This window comes from Chitinophaga sp. (assembly GCF_036569185.1).
GTDB lineage: Bacteria > Bacteroidota > Bacteroidia > Chitinophagales > Chitinophagaceae > Chitinophaga.
This window is the reverse complement of the sequence record NZ_DATCRD010000017.1, coordinates 1-15,046: the sequence shown is the minus strand read 5'-3', so window position 1 is coordinate 15,046 and position 15,046 is coordinate 1. Positions and strand designations below refer to the sequence as shown.

15 protein-coding genes are annotated in these 15,046 nt (G+C 48.6%); 8 read left to right on the top strand and 7 right to left on the bottom strand.

What is annotated here, in order from left to right:
* Positions 1-30 precede the first annotated feature (30 nt).
* Both VIM72_RS01165 and VIM72_RS01160 read left to right on the top strand, forming a co-directional pair.
* The gene (locus VIM72_RS01165; RefSeq protein ID WP_332001038.1) at positions 31-2,631 is read left to right on the top strand and encodes a TonB-dependent receptor; all 2,601 of its coding nucleotides are present in this window, start codon (positions 31-33) and stop codon (positions 2,629-2,631) included.
* A gap of 3 nt (positions 2,632-2,634) precedes the next feature.
* The gene (locus tag VIM72_RS01160; protein ID WP_332001037.1) at positions 2,635-3,660 is read left to right on the top strand and encodes a DUF4249 family protein; all 1,026 of its coding nucleotides are present in this window, start codon (positions 2,635-2,637) and stop codon (positions 3,658-3,660) included.
* Positions 3,661-3,663: 3 nt separating this feature from the next.
* Here the strand turns inward: VIM72_RS01160 and VIM72_RS01155 are convergent, their stop codons facing one another.
* Both VIM72_RS01155 and VIM72_RS01150 read right to left on the bottom strand, forming a co-directional pair.
* Positions 3,664-5,451 (bottom strand): M1 family metallopeptidase, encoded by a 1,788-nt coding sequence (locus VIM72_RS01155; RefSeq protein WP_332001036.1) that lies wholly within the window; start codon positions 5,449-5,451, stop codon positions 3,664-3,666.
* Between the two features lie 139 nt (positions 5,452-5,590).
* On the bottom strand, positions 5,591-5,953 hold the full coding sequence (locus tag VIM72_RS01150) for a hypothetical protein (protein ID WP_332001035.1): 363 nt from the start codon (positions 5,951-5,953) through the stop codon (positions 5,591-5,593).
* A gap of 262 nt (positions 5,954-6,215) precedes the next feature.
* Here VIM72_RS01150 and VIM72_RS01145 point away from each other — a divergent pair, with 262 nt between their 5' ends.
* Together VIM72_RS01145 and VIM72_RS01140 are read left to right on the top strand one after the other, a co-directional pair.
* The gene (locus VIM72_RS01145) at positions 6,216-7,283 is read left to right on the top strand and encodes a ParM/StbA family protein (protein WP_332001034.1); all 1,068 of its coding nucleotides are present in this window, start codon (positions 6,216-6,218) and stop codon (positions 7,281-7,283) included.
* Between the two features lie 9 nt (positions 7,284-7,292).
* Positions 7,293-7,772: a polymer-forming cytoskeletal protein gene (locus VIM72_RS01140; protein WP_332001033.1), complete on the top strand. Its 480-nt coding sequence runs from the start codon at positions 7,293-7,295 to the stop codon at positions 7,770-7,772.
* Between the two features lie 55 nt (positions 7,773-7,827).
* Here the strand turns inward: VIM72_RS01140 and VIM72_RS01135 are convergent, their stop codons facing one another.
* Positions 7,828-8,058: a DUF3820 family protein gene (locus tag VIM72_RS01135; protein ID WP_332001032.1), complete on the bottom strand. Its 231-nt coding sequence runs from the start codon at positions 8,056-8,058 to the stop codon at positions 7,828-7,830.
* A gap of 93 nt (positions 8,059-8,151) precedes the next feature.
* Here VIM72_RS01135 and VIM72_RS01130 point away from each other — a divergent pair, with 93 nt between their 5' ends.
* Entirely contained in the window at positions 8,152-8,589 is a 438-nt protein-coding gene (locus VIM72_RS01130; protein WP_332001031.1) for a nuclear transport factor 2 family protein, read from the top strand.
* Here VIM72_RS01130 and VIM72_RS01125 read toward each other — a convergent pair whose 3' ends face one another.
* Both VIM72_RS01125 and VIM72_RS01120 read right to left on the bottom strand, forming a co-directional pair.
* On the bottom strand, positions 8,590-9,234 hold the full coding sequence (locus VIM72_RS01125) for a hypothetical protein (protein ID WP_332001030.1): 645 nt from the start codon (positions 9,232-9,234) through the stop codon (positions 8,590-8,592).
* 106 nt (positions 9,235-9,340) lie between these two features.
* A complete protein-coding gene (locus tag VIM72_RS01120; protein ID WP_332001029.1) occupies positions 9,341-10,213 on the bottom strand; it encodes an SAM-dependent methyltransferase in 873 nt (290 codons plus the stop codon).
* 153 nt (positions 10,214-10,366) lie between these two features.
* Here VIM72_RS01120 and VIM72_RS01115 point away from each other — a divergent pair, with 153 nt between their 5' ends.
* The gene (locus VIM72_RS01115; protein WP_332001028.1) at positions 10,367-10,840 is read left to right on the top strand and encodes an Lrp/AsnC ligand binding domain-containing protein; all 474 of its coding nucleotides are present in this window, start codon (positions 10,367-10,369) and stop codon (positions 10,838-10,840) included.
* Between the two features lie 159 nt (positions 10,841-10,999).
* Positions 11,000-12,106: a hypothetical protein gene (locus VIM72_RS01110; protein WP_332001027.1), complete on the top strand. Its 1,107-nt coding sequence runs from the start codon at positions 11,000-11,002 to the stop codon at positions 12,104-12,106.
* A 14-nt stretch (positions 12,107-12,120) separates the two neighbouring features.
* Here VIM72_RS01110 and VIM72_RS01105 read toward each other — a convergent pair whose 3' ends face one another.
* On the bottom strand, positions 12,121-13,305 hold the full coding sequence (locus VIM72_RS01105; protein ID WP_332001026.1) for a THUMP domain-containing class I SAM-dependent RNA methyltransferase: 1,185 nt from the start codon (positions 13,303-13,305) through the stop codon (positions 12,121-12,123).
* A gap of 24 nt (positions 13,306-13,329) precedes the next feature.
* On the opposite strand from VIM72_RS01105, the gene VIM72_RS01100 reads away from it, so the two are divergent.
* Positions 13,330-14,415, top strand: coding sequence for a sialidase family protein (locus tag VIM72_RS01100; RefSeq protein ID WP_332001025.1), 1,086 nt, complete (start codon positions 13,330-13,332; stop codon positions 14,413-14,415).
* A 2-nt stretch (positions 14,416-14,417) separates the two neighbouring features.
* On the opposite strand, the gene map is transcribed toward VIM72_RS01100, so the two are convergent.
* Positions 14,418-15,046 (bottom strand): type I methionyl aminopeptidase (gene map / locus VIM72_RS01095; RefSeq protein ID WP_332001024.1); only part of this gene is annotated, 629 nt, incomplete at its 5' end.

Here is a 15,046-nt window from a genome sequence, read left to right as displayed (position 1 = left end):
CCTCATTTTTTTATTTACAGTATTCTGCTGTTGTTCCTGTTCCCGTTCCAATACCTGCGGGCGCAGGAAAACGGGAGTGATCTTCTGCATGTCAGCTATACACCGGCCACCCGGCAGGGAACCATCCTTCACTATATACAGGACCTGCAAAAGGTAACCGGTATCAATGTTTCCTACAGCTCCAGTTTTTTGCACCTGAATAAAAAAGTACAGCTCAGCGGAACAGAAAAAACCACCGGCGCCGTACTGAATGCCATCCTCCAGGGAACCGGCATACAGGCCGCCGCCCTTAACGGGAAAATATTCCTGCTCAGGGAAACTTCACAGGTGCAGTATTATACCATCAGCGGATTTGTAAAAGAAGTAAACAGCAATGAGCTGATCATCGGCGCATCCATATACGATCCTATCACCCGTAAGGGAACCGAAACCAACGCCTACGGCTTCTATACCCTGCAGGTGCCGGATACCTGCCAGGGCGTTGTGTTTTCCCATATCGGTTACAAACCCGTATACCAGCATCTGCCCCCACCCGACGACGGGCAGATGGACATCCATATGGAAGCCCGTAACATGTTGCAAACCGTGATAGTGAACGGTGAAAAAGAATCCGTTGCCTCTCAACCCGGGTACGTTAATATGCCTGTTGGATATGTATCCAACTTCCCTGCCCTGCTGGGGGAAAAAGATGTACTGAAATCACTGCAGCTGTACCCCGGAACAGGCAGTTCCCTGGAAAGCAGCAGTAACCTGCTGATAAGAGGCGGCGGGGCCGATCAGAACCTTTATCTGCTTGATGGGGTTCCGCTTTATCATACCGGTCACCTGTTTGGCCTCTTCTCCATCTTCAACGGCGATGCGGTTAAAGATGTATCGCTGTATAAAGACGCTTTTCCCGCCCGCTATGGCGGCCGTCTTTCATCGGTAGTGGATATCCGTACGAAAGACGGGAACATGAAAGAGTGGCATGGCAGCGCCACCCTCAGCCCCGTTTCGGGCAGCTTCCTGCTGGAAGGCCCCATCGTAAAAGACCGCAGTTCCGCTTCTTTATCCGTAAGAAGATCGCTGGTGGATGCCCTTTATGGAAAGGCCTACCTGAAAGACTATGGCAGGTACTATCTTTATGATGTAAACTTTAAGCTCAACCAGGTAATTGATAAGCAGAACAGGATCTATGTCAGCTTCTACAAAGGACAGGATAAGATGTTTATCAGGAGCGAGAACCCGGTCATACAGCTGTTCGACGATTATAATTTCGACTGGAGCAATATTACCGCCGCCCTGAAATGGACGCGGGTGGTGAACCCTAAAATATTTTCCAGTACCACCGCTACCTACAGCCGTTTCTATAATCTTTTTACACAAAACTCCATTATTCCCCTCTCCTTCTACGACTCGCTGTTTGTAAAAGGAAAAGGCGTTTCCCGGATCAGGGATATCGCCGTCAGGAATGAAACAGAGTACGCGGTGAACAACACGCATCACATCTCCTTCGGAGGCGGGTATACCTATCATAATTTCGCTCCCACCGCTTACCACAACAACATCTCCGCGGGAGAAGCCACACAAAGAAAAGCGCCTATCTATTATATGTCTGAGATCTCCGCTTATGCAGAAGATGAGCTCAGCCTGCTGAACGACCGGCTCATAGTAAGGCCAGGACTGCATTTCGGGGCACTGGCGCAAAGCTCCTCGTTTTATGCGAGCCTGCAGCCCCGTTTGATGCTGCGCTGGAAACTTCCCCATTCGCAATACCTGCAGGCCTCCTTTGCTGAAATGACCCAATTCGTGCACCAGCTCACCACACCGGTGATCAACCTGCCTACAGACCTTTGGGTGCCCAGCACCGAGAATATAAAACCTGAACATGCTTATGCCTACAGCCTTGCCTACCAACGGCAATGGAACAATCACTGGCGCTTTAATGTGAACCTCTATTACAAACAACTGAAAAATATTGTGACCACCAATACGGTGCTGAATATCTTTGATAACTCTGATCTCTGGGAGAAAAAAGTGATTGCGGGCAACGGCTATAACTACGGCAGCGAACTGCTGCTGGAAAAAACACAAGGTAAGCTGACCGGTATTTTTTCCTATACTTTATCGTGGGCATGGCGGCAGTTCGACCGCCTCAACGCTGGTAAAATGTTCCCTTATAAGGAAGACCGCCGCCATAATCTTTCCCTGGCGCTTAAATACCGGTTCAATCCTAAATGGAGCTTATCGGCCTCCTGGAAGTTCGCCTCCGGCGCGCCTTTCACGCTGCCGATACAAATATTCCCCGACTTCGACTGGGGCCGTAACATCAAAGGATACCTGGATGAACGCTACTCGCCGTTCTCTACTTTCCAGGTGAATTACCTGCCCTATATTGCCCGGCTAAACAACTACCGCCTGCATCCCGTACATCACCTGGATCTTGGCGCCACGCTGAACCTGGGTAATGACAAACGTTTCCACCACGTGATCACTGCAGGTGCATACAACATTTATAACCGGACCAATCCCTTTATCGTGAGCTTCGACCAGTTTTCGTATTTTGATTATTCCGGCGTATACCCGTTGCAGTTATACCAGTACAGTTTGTTCAGAACATTACCATACCTGACCTACACTTTCAAATTTTAAATCATGAAGCACCTTTTTATATTCATACCGGTTTTAGCGATCCTGCTCCTGGCAGGCTGTGAACAGGAATTGCCGCTTCCGCCTAACAAAGCCGTTCCCAGGGAAGTAGTATACAGCGAACTGGTGGCTAACAGCTTCCCGGAAGTAAGGGTAGGCAAAAGTAAACCGGTGGGCCCCGGTATTAACACGGGTTTTGAGCTGGTGGAAGATGCAGATGTGCAGCTGATGGATAAAGGCGGACAATTGCTGGAAACGCTTACGTACGACAAGGACTCCAGTAATGCCATGAGCGTATACCGCGGAAAAACAAAACTGGATGCCGGCAAAAACTATAAAGTACAGGTAATAGTGCCCGGTCTGAAAACCGTTACCGCTATGGCTTCCATCCCTCCGCCTTTTAAAGTGGACCTGCTGGATACCGTGCGCACGCTGCTCAACGGGCGGCCCGTACTGCGCTTTCATCTTACGGTGAACCCAATTCAAGGTGTAAAACAATACGTGGTAATGGAAGCCCTGAAGCAAAGCGTTATCACCGATACTACTTTTTCGTACAGGGGTGTCCGTTACCGGAAAAGCGAACATGATTCCCTGTACCAGAAAGTGAAAGACCTGCCAGGATGCAATCCTAAAAAAGACAGCAGCTTCCTCAACGATTACCTGCGTATCCCCTGCTATACACAGGATGAGAATGCAGACAATAACCAGATAGGCGGACTGAATGAAAACTATAACAGTATCCTGTTTACCCAGTCCGGCAAACCGCTTACTACTAATTTTTATATCAATGCCACTGCGCTCAGCTCTAATCCCGCTGAAGCCATTGCCCCTGTGGGAAGAGTGCTGGTATATATAAAATCTGTCTCAAAAGAATATTATGATTTCCTGCTCACCTACGAAAAGGTAAAGCGCAATCCCGGGCTGAACAGCCTTATCCAGGCCATCCAGCTAAAAAGCAATACACAGGGCGGTCTTGGTATTGTGGGCGGCAGCTTCCAGAAAGTATATTACCTGTATTACGATCAACTGTAAGCGTTACTTTACCTCATACACATTATCCCGCTTGTTGATATCGGCCACCCAGGTGCTGCCCAATGTTACTTTTTTTATTTTTTTGGGAGATGGAAACCGGAGCGATACAGTTTTGTTACCCTTTTCCCATACAGCGATGCTACGGTGTAGCCGGAGAGTGCTGTTATCGTCAAAAAACACCGTAATATCTATGGGCACCGGCTTGTTGCCAACAGCCGTAATTTCAACGGCGCCTTGTTTATCTTTCTGCGTTACGCGGGTGATGCCCAGATCGGGGAATCCATTATCGAAGAACCAGCTTTTCCAGAACCAGTCCATATTCCTGCCGGCGCCGGTGTTCATGCAATAAAAGAAATCGTATGGTTGCGGATGTTTGCCATTCCATTGCAACATATAATAGTGCAATGCTTTCAGGAAAAGGCTATCGCCCAGCATGTCTTTTACATACAGATAACCCAGTGCTGGCTTGGGATAGGAATTGGTGACATAGGCGTCTGTAATCTGGTTGGAAGGCGTCATAATGGGCAGGTCCGCCTGCCTGCCGGCAATATAGTTGTAAGGCGCCATGCCGTAATCATCCACAATGGAGCTGTCGATAAGCGGCGATATGATCCACTCTCCTATAGTAGCCCAGCCTTCATCCATCCAGGCATACTGCGTTTCATTGGTGCCCATGTAAAAGGGGAACAGCGTATGGAATATCTCATGGTCGGTAAGCTCTATGGTCTGCGCTTTATCCGCCAGCGGGTTATCGTTCACCATCATAGGATATTCCATCTGGTCGAGCCCGTCGAACACCGTTTCATGCGGGTATGGGAAGGGCCACTTAGGGAAATGATGGCTTATCTTATCAACGGTAGCACGGGCATAATGTATTACATCAAAGAAATCGGCATGGGCCGGGTTAAAGGCAACGTCTACGCGGGTACGCCGTTTTGTATTGGCGTCTACCTCAACGCTGGTGGCATTCCAGCAGTAATGGTTGCTGATGGCGAATGCAAAATCAGTGACGTGGTCCGCTTCATATTGCCAGGTATTGGCGCTGCGGCTGCGGGTGATGTTACCTTCCCTTATATCATTGCTATCTATCACCGCTATCACATCGTTGCTCTTTTCAGCCGCAGCGATGCGCTGTACGTATTTATCGTTATAAATGGCGGCGGTATTTTTCAGATCGCCGGTAGCCCATACCTGGAAGTTGCCTGGCACTGTAATGGCTACGCGAAAATCGCTGAAGTCGTTATAGAATTCCTGGGTACCGGTGTAAGGGATCTGGTCCCACCCGTTAATATCGTCGTATACGGCAATGCGGGGAAAGAAGTATGCGATGAAATAGGCGCCGGAATCTACCGAGCCGGTTCTGATATGCGTGTTTTCATTGAGGGTGTAGGAGAAGTCGAGCTCAAATTGTACCGATTGTCCCGGGTAAAGGTCAGGGATATACAGTGGCATATTGGTGCCCCGGATGGTACCCTGTAAGGGCCTGGCCTCGCCGTTTACTTTCAGGTTCTTTATTACCACGCCATTGGTAAGGTCTTCCGGGGAAACCGCCATATTCCTGATGGCGCCTTTCTGGAAAAGGTTGGGGAACAGTTTAAAGTTAACCGCCTTTAAGGTATCAGGACTGTTATTCGTATAATGGATCTGTTCCGAGCCGCTTACCCCGTTGGTAGCCGGGTCAAAGGTTACCCTGATATCGTACCCGGCCTTGTTCTGCCAGTATTTTGCGCCCGGTGCGCCGCTGTAGCTGCGGGTTTGATTATCATATGCCTTTTTAATGGTCAGCGGCATATACAAAGGGGTTTGAGCGGTGGCTTGCTGAATCGCTGTCAGCAGCAACCATAAAATACAGTATTTCCTCATAAGCTGAATAAAAGCAGTGGCTTCAAAAGTAGGGAATTACCCGGAAACGGCATCACAGGAACGAGGGTTAAGGAATATGAGCGGTATCTGCCGGCGTTTTAACAGAATCTACAGGGATCCGCAAACTATCAGATGCCGGGATATGCAGGCTGTCGGCCGCGGTATTCGTACTGTCTTTCCCGTTGACGCCCTTCCCCGGCAAAGGAATAGTAGGTGCGGTATTGTGGCGTTTGGAGGAGTACGAGGCTACCGTGCCCTGCTTTTGCATATCTTTCATTGTTTTTTTATCAAAGAGATATTTGGGGTGCTTCTCCGGCCGGAGGCCGCGGTCGAACTGGGCCTCTGCCCCTACTGCAGGCGCCTGGTATACCTTCTGCGAAGAATGACAGGCCCATAAAAAAATACCGGCTGCCAGTACAAAGTACTTCATACAAATGAAATAAGGATGAATACAGGCAAAGGGCGGGACATCTTTTAAACGGTAAAGCGGGGTTGTTTATTATCAGCGCACCGGTACGCCTGCGGGAGTTATACATTTTGAAATGTAACCCGGCTGTATTAAATTTAGTATAAATTCACTGGTTGTCATCCCCTTATTCTAATATTTTATATCTTTAACCACTATTTCAATCCCGATGAAAACCCTCCCATGCGGAGAGTCACGGCTACATTCGTTATTATAACAAAGCACTATGAAAGTATCAACAACCAGCTTCCCAAGCGTTTTTGAAACCGCATTCGGAAACACAGAAAACTCAAGTAAGGATCTTCTCAACGGACTAAAAATTAAAAAGGATGATGCCTGGTACCTGGTAGGCAACCTGGCCAAAAGAGGCGGCATCAACCCGGGCAGGGTTACCAATGCATCGCCTACGGAAGAAGATTACGAAATACTGTTTAAAGCTGCTTTGCTGAACACGATTGATAAAGTACAACAACCCATTGCCCTTACCGTTGGCTTTCCATTCTCTACGTATAATATCTACAAAAATGCTGCGGAGCAGTTTTTAAGTAAACGTCATTTCCTGATCGATTACGATACACAAACCTATAATACGAAAGGCTCCTTTAAGAAAGCCATGTTTGATATTGAGAAGTATGAAGTGATCCCTGAAATTGTGGGTGGCATTATAGGGCTGAAGAAAAGTATCAATGAGCCGCAGCTGGACAACTTCATTGCTGTTAGTTTTGGATTTGGTACCATAGAAGGCGGTATGGCCACCGGCGATGGACTGGTGCACCGTACCTGCTTCAGCTCCCACGGTATCCGTTATGCCATTAATAACCTCACCCGTGAGCTGAACCAGAAGCATTACCTGGAGATGAAGAATGAGCACCAGGTAGATGATGCTTTCATGAAAGGATCTATCTTCACCAACCGTAAACGCATTGATCTCCGCGATATGCGCAAAGGCGTGCTTACCCAGTATTACAGGGAAGTGGTATCGCCCCTGATGCGCAGTTACTTTACCGACCTCGACTTTGAAACCTGCGAAAAGATATACCTGATGGGCGGCGGCGCTCATTACCGTGAACTGACAGATGCTTTTGTAGAAGAATTCCGTGATTTTATCCCGGTAGAAGTTGCTCCTGAACCTGAAAAACTCATGAGTATCGGTTATCTTTATAATTCATTGAGAATTTCAGATAATAAACCTCAGAGAAGCGTGGGGCTTGACCTGGGTAACTCCAGTTCTATTGTGTCTACTTTTGAAGACCAGCACACCCCTGCTGCTACACCTAATCCCGTCACCCTATAATTTGTACTTGTGATCAATGTCAGACATATTTTCCGAAATATAATTGTTCCCGGAGCCTTCCGCATTCCTGAAACAGTTTCCGTGAACGGTAGTATAGACGCATCTGTATCCGGTCGGATCGACGGGAATGTAAGAGGCGATGTAAAAACCAGCGGCAAGCTGGTAGTGAGTGAAACAGCAAGCATCCGGGGGCATATATATGCTGCCGACCTGGTAGTACACGGAAAAGTGTATGGCGATGTGTACATCACCAACAAAGCCCATATCAGCAATAAAGCCCTGGTAAAAGGCGATGTAAATGCTATGGTGCTGGAAATTGAAGAAGGTGCAGTAGTGGAAGGCGCTATCCGGAAAAATGTGCAGCCGGTATCAAAAGCGGAACTGAGTCATAGCCCGGTGGCGGAAGAGATCAGGGTATCCGCCGCAGTAGAGGCCGAAGCAGGAAAGAATAATGTGGAAGAAGAAGAAAAGAACACCACCTGGTTCTGATCATCACAGGATAATTTATTCAGGCGGTTGTCTCCATCGGGAAACAACCGCTTTTTTATGACTTCTTTCTCAGGGGATCCAGCAATTGGGCAAGGCCATTCATTTTAATTACCAGCATTGTTTCCAGCAACATTCCAAGTTTTCCCTTCGGGAATCCTTTCCGCTGGAACCATTCCAGGTAGCTCACCGGCAGGTCGCAAAGCACTACATCCTTATACTTTCCGAAAGGCATTTTCATTACCACCAGTTGTTTTAATAATTCCGGGTCGGGCTGTGACATCTCCATAAAACCTGATTTATAATTCAATCAGCAAATTTAAATTATAAATTCATTTTCCCTCACTTCTTCGTAATTTGTAATATCCCAAACTCCTGACGTATGAAAATCTCCCTGATACTGTTACTGGCGCTTCCTTTTGCAGGATGTGTGCAACCAGGTAGTAAAATCAGCCTGGCTAATTCCAATACCCTTGTAGTGAAAGACCTGTTTGATGCTTTTAACCAGCACGACTGGAAAAAGCTGGCGGCCTGTTATAAAGACACCGCCGCCTTCCTCGATCCTTCCTTTGGGCCGGAGCCAGTGCTGCGTACACGGGAACAGACCGTTCAAAAATACCGGGAACTGCAGCAGCAATTTCCTGATATCAGGGATGAAGTAACGGGCGTTTACGCAGACAAAAACCATGTAACCGTGGAGTTTATTTCCTCTGCCACAGGGCCTGACGGCAAAAAATGGCGCCTGCCCATCTGCACGGTGCTCACCATTCATGACGGAAAAATTGAGCGGGACAATACCTACTATGATAACAGCCACTGATCATTTTTTCAGTAAGCCGCCGTTTTGCAGCGCGTCGGATACCTGCGTGGCAAAGGCTTTGGCAAATGATTCCAGGCTGTTGGGGTTATAGGTTTCCGACTGCCCGGACCATACCAGTTTACCATCCTGCTTCAGGTCGTACAGGTTGCTTTCCAGGAAATACGTTTTATCGGTAGTATAATATCCCGGCGAATATACGGACCCGTACATGTAACCATAATAACCCCAGAAGCGGCCATACCAGCCGTATAGCGGGTACGGGGCATAAGACACGCTGCCGGGTACATACCGGGTCTGGGATTCCTTGTTTACCAGGGAAGTGGTTAACACCGCAGTGTAGCCTGCATCCAGGATCTTTTGCGTAGCGGCGCTTTTATCCTGGTCGTTTACCGGGTTAAATTTGGGAGGAAACAGGTCCAGCCCTTTCCCTGCTGTAACACCGCGTTTCTGCAATGCAGCGGCCATCTGGGCTTCCACCATCTGCTGCGCTGCCACATTAGAGGTAAGAGAGGCCACCAATATATTGTGATAACCTTCCGCAGGTGCTTCCGGCGCTTTCCAGGCCCCGGTCATATGAACGGTGGTACCGCATGCACCCGCTAATATCAACATGCCCGCCAGCATGGATCTGATGATTGCTTTCATAAAATTTGTTTTAATGCGCCTTCCGGCTGCAATAAAACAACAAGATGTATTCCGGAAATGTTTATTGATGCGCCTGATATCGGGTTTCATAAAAATCAGCCGGGCGTCAGTCGCCTATGCGCTCTGCACAGGCCACCCGGTAAAACTCATACCCTTTTTCAGACCGGCCGGGTAAATAGTGTTTCCGGTATTCGCTGGCGCCAAGGTCTTCCAGCAACCGGAAATCGTAACGGCGCAGGTATGCCGGCAGTGCTGAGGGCTCAAAGCCAAACGTCCACCGCTCTTCCAGGTTGGCCACATCCCGGAGCAGCTTTTCGCCGCCATAAAATGCAGAAGGGTTATCCAGCACCGCCTGGTGCACATAGGTGAAAATGACCCGGGAACCGGGCTCAAAACGTTGAAGGAATGCAAAGGTATTGTCGATGGCTTCCTTGTTAAGATAATTGGTAACGCCCTCCCAGATAATGGCGGTAGGCAGGGTAAAATCAAAGTTATTCAGCGCGCCCAGCTGATCAAGGCTTTGCCGGTTAAAATCTATCTGGTAATAATATACTTTAGCTGGCAGCTTATGTGCGCGTAGTTTAGACAGTTTATATGCTGCTGTATTGGGATGATCTATTTCCACCACTTTCAGCTGCCGGAGAAACGGGAGCCGTAGTCCCCGTGTGTCAAAACCGGCGCCGAGAATATACACCTGCTGGGCTCCCTGGTCAACCGCCTGCAATAACAGGTCGTCGATATATTTTGTGCGGGCAATACCGGACGACAATGCGCCGGGGATCTTTTTCCGGATGATCCATTCTGCGAAGGGCCGCCACCCGGGTATCCGGCAAAGCCATACGCCCAGTTTCAGCCTGTTGTCAAGGAACCATGATGCGAATTTATCAGTGAACAAACGCCGGTCCCTGGAGCGGGTCGTTTCCAGCGCACGGAATAAGGCCATATACTGGGCGGTTCTACTCGTGACGTCCTCTTTCATGGATGCTATTTTATAAACTGCCCCTTTAATTTAATCAAAAAATGAGAATCACTGCTCCAGGCTTCCCCGCAATGTAGAGGCGCAAGGAGAATTTTTGCGATTATTTCAAAATAATACCTATTTTTAGAAAATATTCTAAATCGCATCACCAAAATGAGTCAGCCATTAAATATTGACAAATTAGACCTGCAAATCATTTCAGAAATGTCCACCGATGCCAGTATCTCCTATGCAGAGCTGGGTAAGAAACTTTTTGTATCCGGCGGTACCATCCATGTGCGCATCAAAAAGCTGCATGAAATGGGCGTGATCAAAGGCACGCGTTTACAGGTGAACCTGCGCGCCATTGGTTATGATGTACTTGCTTTTATTGGTATTTACCTGGAGAAAAGTTCTTTGTATGAAAATGTAGCCAAACAGTTATTAAAGATCCCGCAGATTGTGCGATTGAACTATACCACCGGTTCTTACAGCATGTTCGCAGAGATCATCTGTAAAGACAGCGGCGAATTGCGCAAGATACTCCAGGATGATCTGCAACATATTAAAGGCATTGAAAGAACCGAAACAATTATTTCACTGGAAGAAAGTTTTTCCAGGCCAATTAATGTGAGTGAAGTGATGTAAGATGTTATACTCCCCGGTTATTGACGCTGCTCTGTTTGAGCAGCGTTTTTTTTATGCATCATGATAAGAAACAGGAACAATAAAAAGTTAAAGTACACCCGGTGACCGGAACAAAGCAGCAATAAATTGTAGTTTACTTCTTCAACAATTTACCGCCGTATGAAACACTACCTGGTTCCTGTGCTGTTGTTGTGCCTGTTCTCCTGTAAGCCGCTACCGCCAAAGGTTTACTACACCGGTCTTTGCACAATGAATACCTATGACACCACCCGTTCCTTTGATACTGCTTTCCGTCCGGTAAAAATTGATCTTTTCTTTCCAGCGGAGAAAGTGAACAGTAAAGTGCCTATGAGCTATGAAGAGATCATGGACATGTCGGCACTGCGGTTAAACTACCAGCTGCCGCGCGACAGCGCCCATCTTGAAAGCAAATACCTGGCAGATGCAATTGCGCAGGAGTTCCGGCTGGACAGCGCCTCCAGCCTGTTTCATTATAATACCGGCATTTATCCCGCATCACTACCGGCAACGGGTAAACGAAAATATCCGGTGATTATTTATGCTGCCGGGATGAATGGCAGCAGCTGGGAAAACATAGTATTGTTTCATCAACTGGTGCAGCAGGGTTATATAGTAGCGGCTCTCAGCTCTGTAGGGCTATATCCCGGCTATATGAGCGCAGCGCCGGACCTGGAGGAACAGGTGAAAGACATTCTTTTTACACGGCAACAACTGGCCCGGATCCCATTGGCAGACACTTCCCGCATTGGTCTGCTCAGCTGGAGCATGGGAGGCAGCGCTATTACGAAAGCGGCTATGCAGCAACCGTTTAAATGCCTGCTGTCATTTGATGGCACCGAAATACACCGTTATGGCACAGAACCAGCATGGGATGCGCAATACAATGAGATGATGCGGAGCCCCGGGGTAAAACCGGAGCGGCTGACAGCGCCCTATTGTTACCTGAGCAGTGAACATCCGCCCAAAGTGGATTCCGTGTTCGACCTGATGAAGCATAGTAAAGCTGCACCTGCTTATTTTATGAAGATAAAGGGAGCCCGGCATGAAGACTTTTCCTCCATGGTCTTTATTGCGGAAAAGGTACAGCCCTCATTGGGAGATATCGACAAAGGCAGGGCAGCGGTGATCGGAAACATTACAAGTCTCTTTTTTGATGAATACCTGAAAGGGAATAATGCAGGGTTTGGGAAACACCTGGATTCACTGTTCAGCGCCTCACCGGATAAATACAGTAAGGAATATTAAGAACCGGCAGGGCGTCAATCCTCTGCCGGCAATTTACGTGCATCGCGGGTACCTGCATACAGTTCATATTCCAGCAGGCGGCAATCGATAGTACTGTTGTAAAATTCTATCCTGCGTTTGGCTTTTAGCCCTATCTTCTTTGCCAGTTCAAGGTTGCCGGTGAATACATACCCGTAGTAACCACGGCATTGCTGCTTCATAAAATCACCGATGCGGCCATAAGTTTCTTCCAGCGCTTCAATTTCACCAAGCCTTAACCCGTATTCAGGGTTCATATACACTATGCCGGCTTCTCCTTCGGGCACTTCAGTAGCGGCGAAATCGCATACGCGGAATTCAATCATATCTGCCACACCGGCCGCCTTTGCATTTTTGCGCGCATTTACGATGGCGGCTTCACTGAGGTCGGTGGCAATGATGCGCAGTTCCGGTACTTCCACGATCTGTTTTTCCAGCAGCCCTCTTTCTTCCAGGTATACCTTTTCATTGAAACCCTGCAGGTGCATAAAGGCGTAGTTATCCCGGAAAAGACCGGGGCGGCTGTTGGTGGCTATCAGTGCGGCTTCTATGGCAACGGTGCCGGAACCGCACATAGGATTTATGAAGGGCGCTTTCCGGTCCCAGCGGGTGGCCAGGATAGTGGATGCCGCCAATGCTTCCAGCATGGGCGCGCGGCCCGGTATTTTGCGGTAGCCATGTCTTGCGAGGGAATCGCCGGTGGTATCTACAAATATTTCCGCCTGTTCATTTTTCCAGAAGAGATGGATCACTGCGCCGGTAAGCTCCGCTCCCGTGGAGGGGCGCTTTCCTGTTTTCTCACGCATACGGTCTACCACGGCATCTTTCACGCGCAGGTTGGCAAACATGCTGTTGTTGATGGTTTCATTCTGCACATTGCTGGTGATGGAGAAGTAGCCATTATCCGGCAGGATGGTTTCCCAGGGATAGGATTTCAGCTGCTGGTATATTTCATCGCCATCAGTGGCTTCAAATTGTTTCAGGCTGTATAACACCTGGCTGCCGCAACGCAGGTTCAGGTTAAGACGGATGCACTCATTTAACGATGCATGCAACCGCACACCGGTAACGAATGTTTCTTCTACAGTAAATCCCAGCTCTTTTACTTCCTGTTCCAGGTAAGGCGTGAGGCGTTTGTTACAGGTGATGGTAACGGTTCCCTTTGTTGTGTATAATGACATAAGGCCGCAAATTTACCAATCTTTATGATAATCCCCTTGTATTCCTTATTTTACCAGCTCAATCATACCGCTTCATCTATGCGTTTTTATCTTTCACTGTTATTACCGGCAGTCCTGTATTTCCCGGCGAAGGCACAAACAAAGGCGGTGCCGGTACGTAATGAATTGATTATGCCGGCGCCGGTTACGCCTTCCAGTCATGCCTCCACGATTACAGCGTTAGGCTCCGGCGACCTGCTTTGCGCATGGTTTGGCGGGAAGGAAGAAGGTAATGAAGATGTAGAGATCTGGTCGTCGCGTTTTACTGCCGGTAAATGGCAGGCGCCCATAAAACTGGCGGATGGCATTATTAACGATACCCTTCGTTATCCCTGCTGGAACCCGGTACTGTTCCGTACCAGGGCCGGTTTGCTTTGCCTGTTTTATAAAGTGGGCCCTAATCCACGGGAGTGGTGGGGCATGGCCCGCTACAGCAGCGATGACGGACGCAGTTGGTCATCTCCCGAAAAACTACCTGAAGGCATGCTGGGCCCCATAAAAAATAAATGCATACAGTTGCCGGACGGACGGCTGCTGCATCCTTCCAGTACAGAAAGTGTGAAAGGCAATCAATGGGTATCGCATATGGAGATCAGCGACAGCACCGGGCATCAATGGCAAAAAGTAGCCATTGATTGCGATACCTTCGGCGTTATACAACCTACTGTGCTCACGCACCGTAATGGCCGCCTCCAGCTGCTGTTCCGCAGCCGGCAAAAGGTAGTTGCCACCAGCTGGTCCAACGATATGGGCGCTACCTGGACACGCGTAAGCGCACTGCAACTGCCCAATCCCAATTCAGGCATTGATGCGGTAACATTGCCCGATGGTAACATGGCATTGGTTTACAATCCCACAAAAGGAGGAAGCAGGTGGTCTGATGGCCGCAATGAGCTGCGGCTGGCCGTTTCAAAGGACGGCCTTCAATGGAAAGATGTATACCAGCTGGAGAAACGGGCAGGCGGCGAGTACAGCTACCCCGCCATCATCGCCACCGCAGATGGTTTGGTGCATATCACGTATACCGACGACCGTAAAAATATCCGCGCGGTAACGCTACAACTTAAATAGGATCAGTTCCAGATATCGTTCGCAGCGGTCAGTATCACCGGCTCCCGGTCGGTTACCACGATAGTATGCTCATGCTGCGCTACAAAGCCACCCTTGTTGCCCACCAGGGTCCAGCCGTCATTACTTTGATTGGCAAAAGAAGAAACGGTGGAGATAAAGGTTTCTATGGCTACAACCGAATTCTTTTTAAAACGGGTACGGTTAAAACGTACATAACAGTTAAGAATATCATCGGGCGCCTCATGCAGGCTTCTGCCAACGCCATGCCCCGCCAGGTTGCGGATAACGGTATAGCCTGATTTCCGGGCTTCTGTTTCAATCAGCTTGCCTACATCAGCCACACGTACACCGCCTTTGATATAACGGATAGCCTTTTGAAGTATGGCCTTTGAAGCATCTACCAGGGCCTGGTGCTGATGAATGTCTTCACCGAGCACAAATGAACCGCCATTGTCGGACCAGTAACCATTCAGTTCTGCAGAGACATCAATGTTCACCAGATCGCCTTCCTGCAATATTTTTTTGGCAGAAGGAATGCCGTGCGCAATTTCGTTGTTCACGCTGATGCAGGTCCAGCCAGGGAAGCCATAGGTAAGCTTTGGGGCCGATTTAGCGCCCAGCGCGTTTAATA